General features: G+C 14.5%; 17 protein-coding genes, 3 tRNA genes and 1 other RNA gene. 10 read left to right on the forward strand and 11 right to left on the reverse strand.

The annotated features are described in order from the left end of the window. Positions 1-116: 116 nt before the first annotated feature. Positions 117-1,361 (reverse strand): peptidase U32 family protein, encoded by a 1,245-nt coding sequence (locus KHQ18_RS00705; protein ID WP_212113235.1) that lies wholly within the window; start codon positions 1,359-1,361, stop codon positions 117-119. Between the two features lie 62 nt (positions 1,362-1,423). On the opposite strand from KHQ18_RS00705, the gene KHQ18_RS00710 reads away from it, so the two are divergent. The 4 genes from KHQ18_RS00710 to KHQ18_RS00725 all read left to right on the forward strand — a co-directional run bounded on the left by KHQ18_RS00710 (position 1,424) and on the right by KHQ18_RS00725 (position 7,753). After that, positions 1,424-2,419 carry a hypothetical protein gene (locus KHQ18_RS00710; RefSeq protein WP_212113236.1) on the forward strand — a complete coding sequence of 332 codons (996 nt, stop codon included), beginning with the start codon at positions 1,424-1,426 and terminating at the stop codon, positions 2,417-2,419. 31 nt (positions 2,420-2,450) lie between these two features. Beyond that, a complete protein-coding gene (gene leuS / locus KHQ18_RS00715) occupies positions 2,451-5,234 on the forward strand; it encodes a leucine--tRNA ligase (RefSeq protein WP_212113237.1) in 2,784 nt (927 codons plus the stop codon). Between the two features lie 99 nt (positions 5,235-5,333). Then, positions 5,334-7,133 (forward strand): translation elongation factor 4, encoded by a 1,800-nt coding sequence (gene lepA / locus KHQ18_RS00720; RefSeq protein WP_212113238.1) that lies wholly within the window; start codon positions 5,334-5,336, stop codon positions 7,131-7,133. Positions 7,134-7,147: 14 nt separating this feature from the next. Next, a complete protein-coding gene (locus KHQ18_RS00725) occupies positions 7,148-7,753 on the forward strand; it encodes a MarC family protein (protein ID WP_212113239.1) in 606 nt (201 codons plus the stop codon). Between the two features lie 64 nt (positions 7,754-7,817). Here KHQ18_RS00725 and KHQ18_RS00730 read toward each other — a convergent pair whose 3' ends face one another. From KHQ18_RS00730 to KHQ18_RS00745, 4 genes are all read right to left on the reverse strand, one after another. Continuing rightward, positions 7,818-8,174, reverse strand: coding sequence for a ribonuclease P protein component (locus tag KHQ18_RS00730; protein ID WP_212113240.1), 357 nt, complete (start codon positions 8,172-8,174; stop codon positions 7,818-7,820). A gap of 73 nt (positions 8,175-8,247) precedes the next feature. Next, positions 8,248-8,725, reverse strand: a transfer-messenger RNA (tmRNA) gene (ssrA, locus tag KHQ18_RS00735). Between the two features lie 282 nt (positions 8,726-9,007). Then, on the reverse strand, positions 9,008-9,619 hold the full coding sequence (locus KHQ18_RS00740; protein ID WP_212113241.1) for a superoxide dismutase: 612 nt from the start codon (positions 9,617-9,619) through the stop codon (positions 9,008-9,010). A 117-nt stretch (positions 9,620-9,736) separates the two neighbouring features. Beyond that, entirely contained in the window at positions 9,737-10,924 is a 1,188-nt protein-coding gene (locus tag KHQ18_RS00745; RefSeq protein ID WP_212113252.1) for a phosphoglycerate kinase, read from the reverse strand. Between the two features lie 310 nt (positions 10,925-11,234). Between KHQ18_RS00745 and KHQ18_RS00750 the strand changes: the two genes are divergently transcribed. The 3 genes from KHQ18_RS00750 (at position 11,235) to KHQ18_RS00760 (ending at position 12,062) form a co-directional block, all read left to right on the forward strand. After that, positions 11,235-11,684, forward strand: a complete 450-nt coding sequence (locus KHQ18_RS00750) for an RpiB/LacA/LacB family sugar-phosphate isomerase (protein ID WP_212113242.1) — start codon at positions 11,235-11,237, stop codon at positions 11,682-11,684. A 220-nt stretch (positions 11,685-11,904) separates the two neighbouring features. Continuing rightward, positions 11,905-11,978: transfer RNA gene (locus KHQ18_RS00755), tRNA-Asn, on the forward strand. A gap of 12 nt (positions 11,979-11,990) precedes the next feature. After that, positions 11,991-12,062 (forward strand) — tRNA-Cys (locus KHQ18_RS00760). Positions 12,063-12,190: 128 nt separating this feature from the next. Here KHQ18_RS00760 and KHQ18_RS00765 read toward each other — a convergent pair. From KHQ18_RS00765 to rsmI, 3 genes are read right to left on the reverse strand one after another with little or no spacing between them, the layout of a single operon-like run. Then, positions 12,191-12,613 carry a hypothetical protein gene (locus KHQ18_RS00765; protein ID WP_212113253.1) on the reverse strand — a complete coding sequence of 141 codons (423 nt, stop codon included), beginning with the start codon at positions 12,611-12,613 and terminating at the stop codon, positions 12,191-12,193. After that, positions 12,585-13,886, reverse strand: a complete 1,302-nt coding sequence (locus KHQ18_RS00770; protein WP_212113243.1) for a single-stranded-DNA-specific exonuclease RecJ — start codon at positions 13,884-13,886, stop codon at positions 12,585-12,587. Before KHQ18_RS00770 ends, KHQ18_RS00765 begins: the two co-directional genes overlap by 29 nt. Positions 13,887-13,901: 15 nt before the next feature. After that, positions 13,902-14,549 (reverse strand): 16S rRNA (cytidine(1402)-2'-O)-methyltransferase, encoded by a 648-nt coding sequence (rsmI, locus tag KHQ18_RS00775; protein ID WP_212113244.1) that lies wholly within the window; start codon positions 14,547-14,549, stop codon positions 13,902-13,904. A 20-nt stretch (positions 14,550-14,569) separates the two neighbouring features. On the opposite strand from rsmI, the gene ybeY reads away from it, so the two are divergent. Both ybeY and mnmG read left to right on the forward strand, forming a co-directional pair. Beyond that, complete coding sequence (gene ybeY / locus KHQ18_RS00780) at positions 14,570-15,022, forward strand: rRNA maturation RNase YbeY (protein ID WP_212113245.1); 453 nt, start codon at positions 14,570-14,572, stop codon at positions 15,020-15,022. A gap of 5 nt (positions 15,023-15,027) precedes the next feature. After that, positions 15,028-16,905, forward strand: a complete 1,878-nt coding sequence (mnmG, locus tag KHQ18_RS00785; protein WP_212113246.1) for a tRNA uridine-5-carboxymethylaminomethyl(34) synthesis enzyme MnmG — start codon at positions 15,028-15,030, stop codon at positions 16,903-16,905. 24 nt (positions 16,906-16,929) lie between these two features. Here the strand turns inward: mnmG and KHQ18_RS00790 are convergent, their stop codons facing one another. Continuing rightward, positions 16,930-17,472, reverse strand: a complete 543-nt coding sequence (locus tag KHQ18_RS00790) for a hypothetical protein (RefSeq protein ID WP_212113247.1) — start codon at positions 17,470-17,472, stop codon at positions 16,930-16,932. A 716-nt stretch (positions 17,473-18,188) separates the two neighbouring features. Continuing rightward, entirely contained in the window at positions 18,189-18,773 is a 585-nt protein-coding gene (locus KHQ18_RS00795; RefSeq protein ID WP_212113248.1) for a SurA N-terminal domain-containing protein, read from the reverse strand. 246 nt (positions 18,774-19,019) lie between these two features. On the opposite strand from KHQ18_RS00795, the gene KHQ18_RS00800 reads away from it, so the two are divergent. Continuing rightward, a tRNA-Phe gene (locus KHQ18_RS00800) sits at positions 19,020-19,092 on the forward strand. Between the two features lie 34 nt (positions 19,093-19,126). Here the strand turns inward: KHQ18_RS00800 and KHQ18_RS00805 are convergent. Beyond that, positions 19,127-19,750: an OmpH family outer membrane protein gene (locus KHQ18_RS00805; RefSeq protein ID WP_212113249.1), complete on the reverse strand. Its 624-nt coding sequence runs from the start codon at positions 19,748-19,750 to the stop codon at positions 19,127-19,129. Positions 19,751-20,106: the final 356 nt, after the last annotated feature.

Genomic DNA, 20,106 nt, shown 5'->3' on the forward strand with positions numbered 1-20,106 from the left:
ATTTATAATTAAATAATTTATAAATTTATAATTAAAAAAAATAATAATATGGTTTTTTTTTAAAAAAAATTTAATTAATAAAATAAATTTATTATATATTTATTAATTTATATTTATTATCTATTTATTAATTTATAAAATTTATCTGATAATCTAACTCTAAAATTTAAAGTAATTGTAAATTTTTCTCCTTTTTTTACAATTTTTTTTTTTTTTCCATTAACAAATGGATTTTTTATAATTAATTTTTTTATACCTGTTTTATTTCCTATTATAATAATTTTATCATATTCTTTAATATTATATGATTCAATTAAAAATTCTCCTATTTTAACTTTTTTATAAAAATTTACAATTTTTCCAATATAAATTTTTTTATTTGTAGAAATAGATCCACTAGAATTAACCCATTCACCTATATTTTGTCCTAAATAATATCCACTCCAAAATCCTCTATTATAAACTTCTTTTAATTTATTCATCCAATAATTAATTTTTTCTTTATTAAAAGTATTATCATAAATAGATTTAATAGCTTCTTTATAACATTTAGTAGTTGTATAAACATAATCAGTAGATCTTCCTCTACCTTCAATTTTTAAAATATTAATACCAGAATTAATAATTTCATCTAAAAAATTAATAGTACAAAGATCTTTTGAAGACATTAAATATTTATTATCTACTTTTATTTCAAATCCTGTCTCCATATCTATAAGAATATATTTTCTTCTACAATTTTGTTTACAAGCACCTCTATTTGCAGATGAATTATAAGAATGTAAACTTAAATAACACTTTCCAGAAATAGCCATACAAAAAGCTCCGTGACAAAAAATTTCAATTTTTAATAAATTTCCAGAAGGACCTCTAATATTAAATTTATTTATTTTATAAATAATTCTTTTTATTTGTGTTAAACTTAATTCTCTACTTAATACAATTATATCAGAAAATTTAGAATAAAATTTTACCATTTCTATATTATTTATATTTAATTGTGTTGATAAATGAATTTTAATTCCTATATTTTTTGCATATTGTATAACAGATTGATCCATTAAAATTAATGAATCTATTTTAAATTCTTTCGCTTTATCAATAATTTTTTTTGCAAATGATAAATCATGATCATAAAGAATAGTATTAATAGCTAAACAAGATAAAATATTATTAGATTTACAAATATTAGAAATATATTTTATATCTTCTATTTTAAAATTTTTAGATGATCTAGATCTCATATTTAAATGTTCTATTCCAAAATAAATTGCATCAGCTCCACCATTAATAGCTGCTATTAAACAAGAAAAATTTCCAGCTGGAGATAATAATTTTACATTTTTTTTATCAATAAACATATTAAAAAATAATAAAAAAAATAAAATTTTAAAATAAAATATAAAAATAAAAATATTTTTAAATGAAATATTATAAAAAAAATTATAAAAATATTTTTGAAAATTTTTTTAAAAAATATTTTTATAAAAAAATTCCTAATTCAATTTTATTTTTATTTGAAAAAAATTGTGTAATATTGCGATTAATAATTAATTTATCAAAAAAAATTATACAAAATAATAAAAAAAATAATATTTTTAATAATCCTGATTTATATTTTTCTATTCCAATTAAAAATAATTGTAATAAAAATTTTTTATTAAAAAAATTAGAAGAATTTGTAAAAAAAAATTTTTATAATAGTTTTTATGAATGGAATTTATTTATAAATAATAAATCAAACTGTTTTATAAGTGTAGAAGAAATTAATTCAATTATTAAATTTTCTTATTTAAAAAGTTATAAAGGTGGTAATAAAATAGTTATTATATGGATGATAGAAAAATTAACTATTTCAGCATCAAATAAATTATTAAAAATTTTAGAACAACCTCCAAAAAAAATATACTTTATTCTTATAGGAGAAAATATAAATTTAATTTTACCAACTATTTTATCTAGAACATATATTATTAATATAAATAATAATAATTTTCCTGTAAAAAAACATATAAAAGAAAAAAATAAATTACAATTAATAAAATTTTTTGAAAATGATTTTATTTTATTAATAAGAACAATTTTTTTATTAAAAAAAAATATTAAATGTATTTATTTTATTTATCCAATAATTAAAAAATTATATAATATGGAAAAAGATAAAAAAATTTTATTTTTTTATTTATTATTAGAAATATTTAGAAACGCTTATTTAACTAATATAAAATTATATAAATTATGTTCATTAACTATAAAAAAAAAAAAATTTAAATGGAAAATTTTTTCTAAAAAAATTAATATATACAATATTGAAAAAATAATGATAAATATTGATTTATCTATAATATATATTAATAAAAATTTTAATATTAAATATATTTTAATTAATTTTGCTAAAAAAATAAGATTTTTATTATAAATATAAATAAAATTATAATATATTTTTTTAAATGTTAAAATATAATTTTAAAAAAATAGAAAATTTTTCAAAAAAAAAATGGAAAATAAGTAATTTTTTTAATAAAAAAAAAAAATCTAAAATTTATATTTTAGATATGTTTCCTTATCCTTCTGGAGATGGATTACATATTGGTCATACTATTGGGTATATAGCATCTGATATTTATACAAAATATAAAATATTAAAAGGATATAACGTACTTCATCCTATTGGTTTTGATTCTTTTGGATTACCAACTGAACAATATGCATTTCAAATTAAAAAACACCCAAAATTAATTACAAATATTAATATTAAAAATTATAAAAAACAATTAAAAAATATAGGATTATTTTTTAATTGGGAAAGAGAAATTATAACTAGTGATCCATCTTATTATAAATGGACTCAATGGATTTTTATAAAACTTTTTAATTCATGGTATGATAATAAAAAAAAAAAAACTAGATCAATTAATGATTTAATTAAAATATTTAATAAAGAGGGAAATATAAATATTTTTTTATTTAATAATAGAAAACAATCTTTATTTTCTAATAAAGAATGGAAAAAATTTTCAAATAAAAAAAAAGAAAATATATTACAAAATTATAGATTAGCTTTTATTTCTGAAAGAAAAGTAAATTGGTGTCCAGAATTATCTACTGTTCTTGCAAATGATGAAGTTAAAAATGGAAGAAGTGAAAGAGGAGGTTTTCCAGTATATAAAAAAAAAATGAAACAATGGAGTATTAGAATAACTGATTATTCTGAACGTCTTTTGAAAGATATAAAAAAAATAAATTGTACAAAAAATTTAAAAAATATACAAAATAATTGGATTGGAAAATCTAAAGGAGTAGAATTAATTTTTAAAATTAAAAATAAAATTAATATTTCAAATATAAATATTTTTACAAAAGAACCAGAAAATATTTTTGGAATTAGTTTTATAGCTATTTCTACAGAACATAATTTAGTTAACTTTATTAAAAGAAAAAAAATAAAATATTATATAAAAAAAATAGAAAAATCTTATCTTAATAAAGATTCTAATTTAATAGGTTATTTTACAAAAATATATGCAATTCATCCATTTACAAAAAAAGAAATTCCAATTTATATAACTAATTATGTAATGGAATATGGAAGTTATAGTATAATGGGAGTACCTAATATTAATAAAATTGATTATAATTTTGCTAAGAAATTTAATTTACCAATTATTAAAATTTTAAATAAAAAAAAAATTTTTATTAATTCATATTTTTTAAATAATTTAAATAAAAAAAAAGCAATAGAAAAAATTAATTATATAATTAAAAAAAAAAAAATAGGAATAAAAAAAATTAATTATAAATTAAAAGATGCTGTTTTTTCTAGACAACGTTATTGGGGAGAACCTATTCCAATTTATTATTATAAAAATAATATTCCTAAAACAATAAATAATCTTCCATTAATTCTTCCTGATATTAAATATAAATTATTTAATAATAATGGCGAATCACCTCTAAAAAAAGAAAAAAATTGGGCATGGAATATAAAAAAAAAAAAAATAGTTAATAAAAAAAAAATAGATAATTTACATACTTTTCCTATTGAAACAGATACTATGCCAAGTTGGGCAGCATCTAGTTGGTATTATTTGCGATATATGGATTCAAAAAATTATAAAAAAATTGTTTCTGCTAAAAAAGAAAAATATTGGAAAAATGTAGATTTATATATTGGAGGTATTGAACATGCAACTGGACATCTAATTTATTCTAGATTTTTTCATAAATTTCTTAACGATATTGGAATAGTTTCTACTATAGAACCATTTAATAAAATTATTAATCAAGGATTAATTTTAGGTAAATCAGTTATAATAAGTAAAATTAATAAAACTAATAATTTTATTTCATATGATTTAATTAAAAAAAAAAATGATATACAAAATATTTATATAAGTAACAAATTATTAAAAAAAAACAATAATTTTGATGAAAATAATATTGAAAATAATAATTGTGAAATAGATTTATATAAATTAAAAAAATGGAGAAAAGATTTTAAAAATAATAATTTCATTTTAAATAAAGGAAAATTTATTGCTAAAATAAAAATAGAAAAAATGTCAAAATCTAAATATAACACAATTAATCCAGATAAAATTATAAAAAAATTTGGAGTAGATTCTTTTCGTTTATATGAAATGTTTTTAGGTCCTTTAAATCAAAATAAAATATGGGATAATAAAGGAATAGTTGGAACATATCAATTTTTAAAAAAATTTTGGAATTTATTTTATTCAAAAGGAAAATTTTATATAAGTAATAAAAAACCTAATAAAGAAGAATTAAAAATTTTACATTATACAATACTAAAAATAGAAAAAAATATAAAAAATTTTGAATTTAATACTTCTATATCATTATTTATGATTACTTTAAAAAAACTTATTAAAATTAATTGTAATAAAAAATCAATTTTAAAAAAATTATTAATTATTTTTGCTCCTTTTGCTCCAAATTTTTCTGAATTTATATGGAATAAAATTGGAGAAAATAAATCGATTTTTAATTCAAAATTTCCTATTTTTAAAAAAAAATATATTATTTCTAATAATGTTAAATATTATATTATGATAAATAATAAAATAAAATTAAAAATTTATTTAAATAAAAACGAAAAAAATATTGAAAAAAAAATTTTAAAAAATAAAAAAATTAATATTTTATTAAATAATAAAAAAATAAAAAAAATTTTAATTATAAAAGAAAAAAAAATAATAAATATTTTAATTTAATAAATTTTAATAATTTTATATTTTTTAATAATTTTATAATTTAATAAAATTAAATTTTTTAAATTTTTAATTTAAAAAAATTTTTTTTTATAAAAAAATATGAAAAATATTAGAAATTTTTGTATTATAGCACATATAGATCATGGAAAAAGTACTTTAGCAGATTGTATTTTAGAAGAAACAAAATCAATAAATAAAATAAAAATAAATCAATTATTAGATGATATGGATATTGAAAGAGAAAGAGGGATTACTATAAAAAGTAGAGCTGTACAAATGAATTATATTTATAAAGGAGAAAAATATATTCTAAATTTAATTGATACTCCAGGACATGTTGATTTTTATTATGAAGTTTATAAATCAATTTCTTCTTGTGAAGGTGCTTTACTTGTAATAGATGTTACTAAAGGAATACAATCACAAACAATATCAAATTTACTTATAGCTTTAGATAAAAAATTAACTATAATTCCTATTTTAAATAAAATTGATTTATTAGATAAAAAATATTATGAATCAATAATTGATGATGTAATAAAATTAATTAAATGTTCTAAAGAAGATATTATTTTTTCTAGCGCAAAAAAAAAAATAGGAATAAAAAAAATATTAGAAGAAATAATATTAAAAATACCATCTCCTAATGGAGAAAAAAAAAAACCTTTTCAAGCAATTATATTTGATTCTGTTTATAATAAATATAGAGGAATAGAATTTCTTTTTCGTGTTATAAATGGATCAATTAAAGAAAATCAAAAAGTTAAATTATTTTCTACAAATAAAATAATTAAAGTTGAAGAAGTTGGAAAATTATTTTTAAAAAGACAGAAAAAAAAAATTATTAAAACAGGAGATATTGGATATTTAATTTCTGGTATAAAAAATACTGATGATATTAAAATTGGAGATTTTATAGTAGATACATCTATAAATAAAATAAATTATGAATATTTATTTAAAAAAATACAACATATGGTTTTTTCTGGAATATATCCATATGATACTAAAGATTATGAAAAATTAAAATCTTCTATAAAAAAATTAAAATTAAATGATTTTTCTTTTTTATTTAAACCAGAAGCTTCTTCTGTACTAGGTTTTGGTTTTAGATGTGGTTTTTTAGGAATGTTACATATGGAAATTATTAAAGAAAGATTAGAAAGAGAATATAATTTATCTTTAATATCAACTATTCCTAATGTTTCTTATAAAGTTTTTTTTAAAAAAAATAAACTATATAAATTAATAAATAATCCTTATGAATTTCCTGAATATTATTTAATAAAAAAAATAGAAGAACCATATGTTAAATTATTTATAGTGACTTTTTCACAATTTATTGGTAAAATAATTAATTTATGTATAGAAAAAAGAGGTAAAATAAAAAATCAAAAATTTTTAACATTAAATAGAGTTGAATTAATTTTTTATATTCCTTTATCAGAAATAATATTTGATTTTTATGATAAATTAAAAACAATATCTAAAGGATATGCTTCTTTAAGATATATTTTTAAAGAATATAAAGTTTGTAATTTAAAAAAAATTACTATTATAGTAAATAATAAAAAAGTAGATACATTATCTATTTTAACTAATAAAAAAAATTCTATTAAATTAAGCAAAATAATTTGTAAAAATTTATTAAAATTAATTCCTAAACAACAATTTGATATTAATATACAAGCATCTATTGATAATAAAATTATATCAAGAGAAACTATAAAATCTTTAAGAAAAAATGTAACATCTAAATGTTATGGAGGTGATATTTCTAGAAAAAGAAAATTATTAGAAAAACAAAAAAAAGGAAAAAAAAAAATGAAATTATTTGGAAAAGTAGAAATACCTAAATCAGCATTTTTGAATATTCTAAACATAGATAAAAATAAATAATAAATAATAAAAATATGATAAATATAATTTATTTTTTAAAAAGTTTTTTTATTTTATTTAGTGTAATAAATATATTATGTAATATTCCTATAATAATTAATTTTATATCTAATGGATATAAAATTTATTCAAATCAAATTTTAATAACATCTTGTAGTATTTTTTTTATTTATTTTATTTTAGGTGATAAATTATTAGAATTATTTGAAATAAATACATATTATTTTTCATTATCTGGATCAATAATTTTATTTTATTTTTCAATAAAAATGTTATTAGGAAAAAAAATATTACATAATTTAGAAAAAAATAATAATTATTATAATAATCCATCTATTATTCCAATTTCATTTCCATTAATATCAGGACCAGGTACTTTAATTACTTTATCTAATTTAAAATTAAAATATCCTATTATTATTATAATATCTTCTCTTATTTTAAATATTATTTTTATATATTATATTATAGAAAAAACTGAAACAATTTATCAAAAATTGGGAAAAAATTTTTTCTTAATTATAAGAAAATTTTTTGGAATTATATTATTAACTTTTTCAATAAAATTATTCTTAATTAATATTATTAAATTATTATTAAATAATAATTATTATTATTAAATAATAATTATTATGTTTAATAAATCATAATTATATACATAATATATTAATTATTAATTATTTATTATTTATTAAAAAAATAAATATAATAAATATATTCTAAAATTTTTTCAATATCTTTATCAATTTTTTTATATATAACTATTTTTTTCATTTTATAAATAATTAATAAAACTAAATTTTTTAAAAAAAAATTTTTTTTATACTTCTTTTTTATAAAAAAAGAATTTTTTATCATTCTTTTAATTTTATTCCTTAAATAAGATTTTTTAATATTTTTTTTAGGAATTATTAAATAAAATTTATTTTCTTTTTTTTTAAAAAACAAAAATAAATTTGTAATTATAGCATATTTATTTTTTATTGATTTTTTTTTTATAAAATAGATTTTTTTAAATCTTATATATTTTTTATAATTCATAATTTATAAAATATAAATTTTATAAATAAATAAATATATATAAAATAATATTGTGATAATATTGTGTGTATTTTTGTGGAGCTGACGGGATTCGAACCCGTGTCCAAATAAACAAAAATATAATTTTTCTACATGTTTATCTAATTCTAAAACAAATTTAATTATGAAAAAAGAATTAGCTTTTTTTCATAATCTATTCTCTAAAAAAAATAAATATAATTTGATAGAGAACTCAAATTATATATTTTCTTACTTTTAAATTTGTATTTCCTTATAAACAGTAAGAAAATTTATAATAAGGAAATATCTTGCTTTTCTATTATATATAGAAATAAAGCTTATTAATTTATATAAGCTACAAACCTATGCATAAGAATAAGCATAAACAGGTTTAGAAACATGTTTATAAACTTTCTTTTCAGTAGGTTTAGCAAGAGCGATTTTACTTTTTTCGCCTTGTATTTTTTATAAGTATAGATTAACGTGTTTCCTTATATAACACGACATGCTTTGTATTATACATTATTTACTGTCAATACCAAAACAGCCCCATATAATATAAAATATATAAATATATATAATAATATATAATATATATGATAAAATATATATTTAATAAATATATAATAAAAAATATATATATAATAAAATATATATAATAAAATAATAAATTTTATAATAAATTATTATTTATTATTTTTATTATTATTATTATTAGTATTATTATTATTATTATTATTATTATTGTAATAATTAAATTTTAATAATAAATAATAATTAAATATATGTTAAAAAATATTTATTAAATATTTTAAAAAATATTTATTAAAAAATTATTTTTTATTTTTATTATATAAATTTTCTACATATTTCCAATTTATTATATTCCAAAAAGATTTAATATATTCTATTCTTCTATTTTGATATTTTAAATAATATGCGTGTTCCCAAACATCTAATCCTAATATTGGAATTCCTTGTATATTAGAATCTGGCATTAAAGGATTATCTTGATTAGGAGTAGAACCTATAATTAATTCATTATTTTTAGAAATACATAACCATATCCATCCTGAACCGAAATGGTTTAAAGATACTTTTGTAAAATTTTTTTTAAAATTTTCAAATGATCCAAAATATTTATTTATATCTTTTATAAAAAAACTAATATCATTTATTTTATAATTCTTTCCTAGAATATTCCAAAAAAAATTATGATTATATACTCCTCCAGCATTATTTTTTATAAAAATATCTTGTTTTGATAATTTTAAAATTTCTTCAAGTGATTTATTTGATAAATTTAAATTTGATTTTATAGCTTTATTTAAATTATCAATATACGTTTTATGATGTTTAGTATGATGTATTTCCATTGTTTTAGAATCAATATATGGTTCTAAATAATCATAAGAATAATTAAGATTAGGAAGTTTATATTCCATAGTTTTAAATATGTTTTTTTTATTAATTAATTTAAATTTAAATTAATTAATAAAAAAATTATTAATTTATTAATTAATTTTATTTTATATATTATATATTAATTTATTTTTTATATATTAATTAATTATAGAATTAATACATATTAAATTTTTTCCTTCTAACATTTCTAACATAGCTCCTCCACCAGTTGAAATAAAACTAAATTTTTTTTCATATTTAATTTTTTTAATAGCAGAAATAGAATCACCACCTCCAATTAAAGAAAAAGCTCCATTTTTTGTTGCTTTTGCTATTACTTTTGCTATAGAAAAAGTTCCTTTAGAAAAAGATGATAATTCAAAAACTCCAAGAGGTCCATTCCATAAAATAGTTTTAGATAAAAGTATATATTTTGAAAAAATATCAATTGTTTTAGGACCTATATCTAAACCTTGCCAATTTTTTTTTATATTATTTATATCATAAATTTTTTTTTTACCATTATCAGAAAATTCTTTTGAGGCAACTACATCTTTTGGAAAAATTATTTTTGTTTTACTATTTTTTAATTTTTTAAAAATTTTTTTTATATTTAAAAATTGATTTTTTTCTAATAAAGAAGATCCAATATTTCCTCCATTATATTTTATAAAAGTATATGCCATACCTCCTCCTATTAAAATATAATCCATAATATTAATTATATTTTCTATTACAGAAATTTTTGTAGAAACTTTAGCACCACCAATAATTGATATTAAAGGTTTTTTTCCATTTTTTAATATATTATTAATTCCATTTATTTCTTTTTCAAATAAATATCCAATACATTTTTTTTTAAATAATTTTGGTAAATAAAATGTAGAAGAATGTTTTCTATGAGAAGCTGAAAAAGCCTCATTAACATATATATCTCCTATTTTAAATAATTTTTTACAAAAATTTATATCTCCATTTTGTTCTTCTTTATAAAATCTTAAATTTTCTAATAAAACTATTTCTCCATTTTTTAAATTATTAACTATATTTTCTACCTTATATCCTATACAATCTTCTATGAAGATTATTTTTTTTTTTAAAAAAAAAATAATTTCTGATATTATATTCTTAAAAGAATATTTTTTTTCTAATTTATATTTAGGTCTACCAAAATGAGAAATTAATACTATTTTTCCTCCATCATTTAATATTTTATTAATTGTTGGTATTATAGAAATAATTCTAGTATTATCAGTAATTTTAAAATTTTTATCTACTGGAACATTAAAATCTACTCTTAATAACGTAGTTAGATTAAAAAAATTATAATAATCTAATGTTTTAATTTTATTCATTATATAATAAATAAAAAATTATATATATTATATATATTATATATATTATATATATTATATATATATATTATATATATATATTATATATATATTTATAATATATATATTTATATATATATTATATATATTATATATATATAATTATTTATATTATATAATAAAATAAATATTTTTTATTAAAATAAATATATATAATTTAATATATTGAATAAAATATAAAATTATATTAAATATTATTTTTAAAATATTAAATATTTAAAACATTATTTATTTTATTAAAATAAATATTTTTTATTTTATTATGAATAAAATTAAATTTATAGCGTTTGGTTCAGATCATGCAGGATATATTTATAAAGAATTTATTAAAAAAAAATTTTATAAAAATTATAATATTATAGATTTTGGAAGTTTTTCTGAAAAAAAAGTAGATTATACAGATTATATTCATCCTACTGCTTCTTATATTAATAATAAAAAAAATGATAATTATTTAGGAATTATTTTTTGTGGTACAGGAAATGGTGCTGCAATAACAGCAAATAAATATATAAATATTCGTGCAGCAATATTATGGAATGAATCAATAGCTATTTTAGCTAAAAAACATAATAATGCTAATATAATTAGTATACCATCAAGATTTTTAAAAAAAAATGAAGTATTAAATATAATAAATATTTTTTTAGAAGAAAAATTTGAAGGAGGAAGACATGAAAATAGAATTAAAAAAATTAAAAATTTATATTAAAAAAATATTTTTATTAATAATAAAAAATATTTTTTTATTTTTATTAATTTGTTAATTTATATATAATGATTAATTTATAATGTATATAACGTATTATAACAATAACATGTAAATTATATTTTTAAATTATATTTTTATTTTTTTTATTATTATATAACTTAAAAATATAATTTAAAAATATATTTATAATTCATAAATATATTTATTTTAATAAAAAATATCCTCAGTAGCTCAGTTGGTTAGAGCATCTGACTGTTAATCAGAATGTCGCTGGTTCGAATCCAGCCTGGGGAGCGATATAAAATAAGCACCGTGGCCGAGTGGTTTAGGCATAGGTCTGCAAAACCTTTTACAGCGGTTCAAATCCGCTCGGTGCTTCATTTTTAAAAAAATTAAAAAAATGTAAATATTTAAATTATTTAAATTATTATTTTTATGATAGATAAATAAATTAAAAAATTATAATGTAAATTTTAATACATTTATTATTTATATTTTTATATATATTATAATATATTTTTAATATCCAATATATTAATTGAAAAATAATTTTTATTAAAAAAATAATCTATGTTATATATTATATTATAGTATTTATAATTTTTTATATTATTATAATTTTCTAAAGAAATATTAAAAAAAAAAGAAATAATACCATTATTATAATTTTCTTGAAAAAATTTTAACATTAAATGTGATTTATTTTTTCCTATTTTTTTATAAAATCCATTATGAAAAACTTTTTTTGATAAAAAAATAGGTTTTTTATTTTCTTTTCCAAAAGGTTCAAAACGGTTTAAAATTTTTAAAAATTTTAAATTAATATCAGAAAAATTAATTTCTACATCTATTATAAATTTAGGATAATATTTTTTTTTAATTTTTTTTTTTGCTAATTTTTTAATTTTTTTTTTTGAAAATAATAAAATTTTTTTTTTTTAATGTTAATCCTATAGCATAATTATGTCCTCCAAATGAATGTAAAAAATTACTACATTTTTTTACTTCTTTATAAATATTAAATTCTTTAATAGATCTTCCTGAAGCTATAAATAAATTTTTATCATTATTATTATTTGTAAAAATAATAGTAGGTTTATAATATATTTCTACTATTTTTGATGCAACTATGCCTAAAACTCCTATTTCCCAATCTTTTTTAAATAAAATAATTATTTTAGATTTATTTTTTTCATATTTATTAATAAAATAAATAGATTCTTTTAAAATTTTTTCATTAATTTTTTTTCTTTTTATATTTATTTTATTTATTTTATTTAAAATATTTTTATTTTTTTTCTTAATAAAAAAATCTACAGAAATTTTAGCATTTTCTATTCTTCCAGTTGAATTAAGTTTTGGTGATATTTGAAAAATAATATCAGAAATTGATATATATTTTTTTTTATTTAATAAATCAAAAATTTTATTATTATAATTTTCATTAATATTTTTTAGTCCATAAAATGATATAATTCTATTTTCATTTATTAATGGAACAACATCTGATGCTATACTTATTGTTACAAAATGAAGATATTTATATATTTTTTTTTCTATTTTAAGTATTTTAGATATACCATGAATATATTTAAAAGTTACACCACATCCGCTTAAATATTTAAATGGATATTTACAATCTAATCTTTTTGGATTTAAAAAAGCTATTGAATTATTTATATTTTTTTCTATAATATGATGATCGCAAATAATAATTTTTATTCCTTTTTTTTTTGCATAATCTATTTTTAATTTATCTTTTGATCCACAATCTAATGTTATAATTAATGAAATGTTAATTGATTTAGCAAAATCAATTCCTTTATATGATAAACCATATCCTTCATTTTTTCTATTTGGTATATAATAATAAATATTATCATATTTTAATTCTTTTTTTATAAATAAATAAAACATAGATACTGAAGTAATTCCATCTACATCATAATCTCCATATAAAAGAATTTTTTTTTTTTTTTTAATAAAAAAAAGAATATATTTTACTGCAATATTCATATCTTTCATTAAAAAAGGATTATATAATTTTTTTATATTAGGACAAAAAAAATCTTTTGCTTTTTTATAAGAATTTATTTTTCTTTGTAAAAGTAAAATAGATAATTTAGAATTAATATTTAAAATTTTTTTTAAATATTTTATTTTAATATTTTTTTGTTGATTTTTAAATACCCATTTAATCATTTTAAATTTTTTTTTTTATATTATAATAATTACAAATTCTCCTTTTATTTTTTTTTTTTTTATAAAAATTAATATTTCTTTAATATTTCCTCTAAATATTTCTTGAAATTTTTTAGTAAGTTCTTTACAAATAACTATTTTTCTATTATATTTTAAAAATTTTTTTAAAATTTTTAATGTATTCAATAATCTATGTGGAGATTCATAAAAAACTATAGTATAATTATTTTTTATAATATTTTTTATTTCTTTTTTTTTTTTAGAAATAAAACCTAAGAAAAAAAATTTATTAATTGGAAATCCAGATTGAATTAATGCTGGTATGAAAGCAGTTGGTCCTGGTAAACATTCAATATAAATATTATTTTTAATACATTCTCTTACTAATAAAAATCCAGGATCTGAAATTAATGGTGTTCCTGCATCAGTGATCAAAGAAACAATTTTTCCTAATTTTAAAAAAAAAATTATTTTTATTAAAATTTTATGTTCATTATAAATATTATATTTTTTTATTTTAGATTTTATATTATAATGATTTAATAAAATTTTAGATTTATATATATTTTCTACAAGTATTAAATTAGATTTTTTTAAAATTTTAATAGCTCTAATGGTTATGTCTTCAAGATTTCCTATAGGTGTTGGTACTATATATAACATAATAATTATAATAATATAATATGAATAAAAATAAAATTAATTTTTTTTATGAAATACATTTTTTTATTAAAAAAAAAAGAAAGTTTTATATAGAAAAATGGATTAATAATGTTTTTTTTTTAGAAAATTATTTATTAGGAGAAATTAATTATATATTTTGTAATGATATTTTTTTAAAAAAAATTTTAAAATTTAATAAAAAATTTTATTATAAAAATTATACAGATGTAATTGCTTTTAATTATAATAATAACAAAAAAATAAATGGTGATATTTTTATAAATATCGATCAAGTTAAGGAAAATTCAAAAAATTATAATCAAAAATTTTTAATTGAATTTTTAAGAATTTTAGTTCATCCAATTTTACACTTTTTTAATTACAAAGATAATAATTTAGAACAAAAAATAAATATGTTATATAAAGAAAATTTTTATATAAGTTTATTTTTAAAACAAAGTAAGTATTATTAAATAATATGTTTAATAAATATGATGTTATAGTTGTTGGAGGTGGACATGCAGGAATAGAATGTTCTTCATCTTCAGCTAATTTAGGATTAAAAGTATTATTAATTACTATGAATTTACAGAATATAGGACAAATGTCTTGTAATCCAGCTATGGGTGGAATTGCTAAAGGACAAATAATTAGAGAAATTGATGCTTTAGGAGGTTTTTCTGGAATAGTAACAGATGAATCAACAATTCAATTTAGAATGTTAAATAAATCTAAAGGTCCTGCTATGTGGAGTCCTAGAGCTCAATGTGATAGAAAAATTTTTTCAAATAAATGGAGAAAAATATTAGAATCAATTAATAATTTATCTTTATATCAAGATACAGTTAAGTCTTTAATTATAAAAAAAAATAAAGTTATAGGAGTTAAAACTTTTTTAGGAATTACAATTTATTCTAATATAGTAGTTTTAACTACAGGTACTTTTTTAAATGGTATAATTCATATAGGGAAAAAAAAAATTTTTGGTGGAAGAATTTCTGAAAATAATTCTACTGGAATAACTGAACAATTAAATTCTTTAGGATTTGTATCAGGAAGAATGAAAACAGGAACTTCTCCAAGAGTAGATAAAAGATCTTTAGATTTTTCAAAAATGGTTAAACAAATTGGTGATAAAAATCCTAAAAAATTTTCTTTTTCAAAAACTAAAATTTTAAATAATGATAAACCGTGTTATATAACATACACAAATAAAAAAGTTAATAATTTAATAAATAAAAATTTAGATAAATCACCACTTTTTATTGGAGATATTACAAACAATGGACCAAAGTATTGTCCATCTATAGAAGAAAAAATTTTAAGATTTTATGATAAAGAAAAACATCAAATTTTTGTAGAACCAGAAGGTATTGATACTATAGAAACATATATTAATGGATTTTCAACTTCATTACCAGAAAATATTCAATATAAAGCTTTAAAATTAATTAATGGATTTGAAAAAGTTAAAATTATGAGATTTGGTTATGCTATAGAATATGATTATTTTCCTACTTATCAATTAAATCATAATTTAGAATCAAAAAATATAAAAAATTTATTTTTTTCAGGACAAATTAATGGAACTACTGGATATGAAGAAGCTGCAGCACAAGGATTAATAGCTGGTATTAATTGTTATTTAAAAATAAAAAATTTACCTCCATTAATTTTAAAAAGAAATGAAGCTTATATTGGTGTATTAATTAATGATTTAATAACAAAAAGTCCAGAAGAACCATATAGAATGTTTACTTCAAGAGCAGAATATAGATTAATTCTTAGACAAGATAATGCAGATATTAGATTAACACCTATTGCTTATAAAATAGGATTAGTTTCTTATAAAAGAATGAAAAAAGTAGAAAATAAAATTTTAAATATAAAAAAATATATTTCTATTTTAGAAGATGAAAAAATTAATTATGATGATATAAAATCGTTAATAAAAAATAAATTTAATAAAAAATTAAAAAATAAAAAAATTAAAATTAGTTATTTAATATCTAATAATTTTTTTATAAAAGATATTATAAAAATTATTTATGATAAAAAAATTATAAAAGAAAAATTATCAAAAGAAGTTTTAGAACAAATAGAAATTTATTTTAAATATAAATATTATATAAAAAAAGAAAAATATAATATTAAAAAATATCATAATTTAGATAAAATGATTATTCCTAATTTTATAGATTATAAAAAAATTAATTCTATTTCTAATGAAGCAAAAGAAAAATTATCTATTAAAAAACCAAAAACTATTTATCAAGCAAGTAATATTAGTGGAATATCTCCATCTGATATTAACATTCTTATTATATATATAAGAAAATTTTTTAAAAAAAATTAATAAAAATTTTTAAAAAATATTTTTTTAATTTTTAAAAAATATTATATTTTTAATATTTTTTTTTATTAAAAAATTTAAAAATTCTTTTTTAGAAAAGTATAATTTTATTTTTTTATTAATTTTATTAATATTTTTAATATTTTTATTATATCTTTTATTAATTTTTAATATAATAAAATTATTTTTATATTTTATTGGATTAGATAATTTTTTAATAGGTATTCCAAATGATATTGCAGTTAATTCGTCATTACATTTTAAATTTTTATTTTTATTTAAAATTTTAATTTTTTTATTTAATATTTTTGATAATTTTATTATATCATTATTAGATTGTATAACTTTTTTTTTATAAAAATTTTTAATTTCATATAATTTTCTATTCCATTGATTTATTATTTTTTTATTATTATATATTTTTATATTTTTTAAATATAATAAAATTATTTCTTTATTTTCATTTTTATTATTAAATAATAATATTTTTTTATCTCCTATTTTTATTTTTTTTGAAAAAATGTAATTTTCTATTTTTTTTTTATATTTTTTTTCATTTTTAAAAGGCAAAATAGGTAATTTATCATTTTTTATTTCTATACAAACATTTTGATTATGATATTTTTTTAATATTTTATTAATATCATAATTAAAAATTTTTTTTTGTACTTTATGTAATGTTTTTGTAGAAGGAATAATTTTTTTAAAAATTGTTGAAATTTTAACAAAATTATTATATTTTTTACTTTTATCAATTAATTTTATAATACTATATCCTTTTAAACTTTTTAAAAAAAAAATATCACCTATTTTTTTTTTTAAAAGTTTATAAAAAATAATATTTTTTTCATTAAATTTTTTTTCTTTTTTATTATCATTATAATAATAATAATTTTCAAATTTATGTTTATTATTTTTAATTTTAAAAAAAATTTTTTTTGCTTTATATTTTAATTTTTTTTTAAAAAAAATTTGTTTTATTTTTACATTTTTTGGTATTAATAATAATTTATTAATTTTTATTAAAAAAAAAAAATTTTTATATTTATTAGGACCTATAATTAACCCTTTTTTAACATTTTTTTTTTTTTTTGAAATATTATTAATAGTATAATAATCAGAATATAAATTACTTAATAAATTTTCTTCTTTATTTTTAATAAATTTTTCTATATTATAAATTTTTTTTTTAAAAAAAAAATTTTTTTTAAAAAATGGTATTAAAAAATATAAATAATTTTTTATTTTTTCTTCATCTTCTTTTGAATAATAATTAATTATTCTTATTATATTAATTTTTCTTTTTTTTTTTTAGGTAAAAACCAATTTTGTAAAAAAAATTTTTTTTCTTTATCAAAAGATAAAGAAATGTAATCAAAATTAACATAATTATTTTTTTCATAAAAATAATTATAATTTTCTATTATATGTTTATTATTAAATAAACCATATTTAATTATATCAAAATTTTCTTTATTTAATAATTCTTTTTCTTTAATAATTTTATAATAAATATTTAAAAATTTATTTTTATAATATTTTTTATATTTTTTATTTATAATATTTTTATTAATATTTTTTGGAATTTCAATTCCTAAATTAATTTCTTTACTTAATAATTTTTCCTTTATTAATTTATTCCAAATAAATTTTTTTATAAAATTTTTATTTTTAAATAAATTAAAATTTTTTTTATTTATTAAATAATAATTATAATCTTTTTGTAAAATTTCACTATTTTTAATTTTTCCTATAATTTTTTTTTTATTTTTTTGTAAAAAAAAAATAATTTTAGCATTAAATAAAAAAGAAGAAAAAAAAGAAAATATTATTAAAAATATAAAAAAATAAATTAAAAAATAAATTATCATATTTTAATTTTTAATTTTTAATAATTATAATTTATTTATTATTAATATTATTATTTTTTATTAAATAAATTTATATTATAATTATTAAAAAAATAATATATAAATAATATATATAAAATGAATATATAATATATAATAAAATAATTATAATATATAATAAAATAATTAAATAAATAATATTATAATTTATTTAAATTATTTATTTAAATTAAATAAATAAAATTAATAATATATAAAATGTATGATGGTACCTTAGCTCAGTTGGTAGAGCAACGGACTGAAAATCCGTGTGTCCCCGGTTCAATTCCGGGAGGTACCACAAAAAAAATTAATAATAAATAAATAAATAATAATTAAATTAATTTTAATTCTTTTTTTAAATCATTTGTTAAATCTTTACCTAAATTAAATAAAATATTTTCATCTTTACTACAATCATATACCCTTATTATATAAGGATATTTTTTAATAATTTTTTTTATATAATTATTTATTTTTTCAAAAATTTTATTCATTAATGATATTCTTTTTTTCATTAAATCATAATTAATTTTTTTTTTATAATTTTCAATTTTTTTTTTAAATATAAAAATTTCCCTTTCTCTATTTTTATTAATTTTTTGTGATTTATATGGCATTTCTTCTTCATATTTTTTTATTTTTTTTTTTATTTTTAAAATAATTTTTTTAAATTCTATATCATAGAATTTATATATATTATATATTTTTTTTTCTAATATTTTATATTCTGGAAGTAATTTAATTATTTCAGATAAATTTATAAAAGATACATTATTGTTATATTCATAATATATTTTATTTTTTTCTTTTAATTTTTTGTTTAAATAATATTTAATATTTTCTTTATTATTAAATTTTAAATAATTTTTATTATTTGTATTAAAAAATATTGTATAAATAATAAAAATAAATAATAATTTAAATATTTTTAAATTTAATAATTTTAATAATTTCATAATAAAATTTTTAATGAATTTTTTTTATAATATTTATAATATTTTTATTATTTTTATTATAATATATATAATACATATGCATTTTTTAATATATAATACATATGAATTTACATTACTTACATACATATGCATTAAATAAATAATTATTATGTATGTATTTAAATGTTGTATTATTTGTATTATTATGAATGTTTATATGAATGTTGTTGTATGAATATTATTTATAATTGATATTTGATATTTTATATTTATTTATTTTATAAATAAATATAAACATATTTATACATAATATAATTACATTATAATTACATGTTTATACAAACATATATTTAATTATTTATAATAAATAATTTAAT

Origin of the sequence: Candidatus Shikimatogenerans silvanidophilus (genome assembly GCF_018200315.1) — a bacterium.
GTDB lineage: Bacteria > Bacteroidota > Bacteroidia > Flavobacteriales > Blattabacteriaceae > Shikimatogenerans_A > Shikimatogenerans_A silvanidophilus.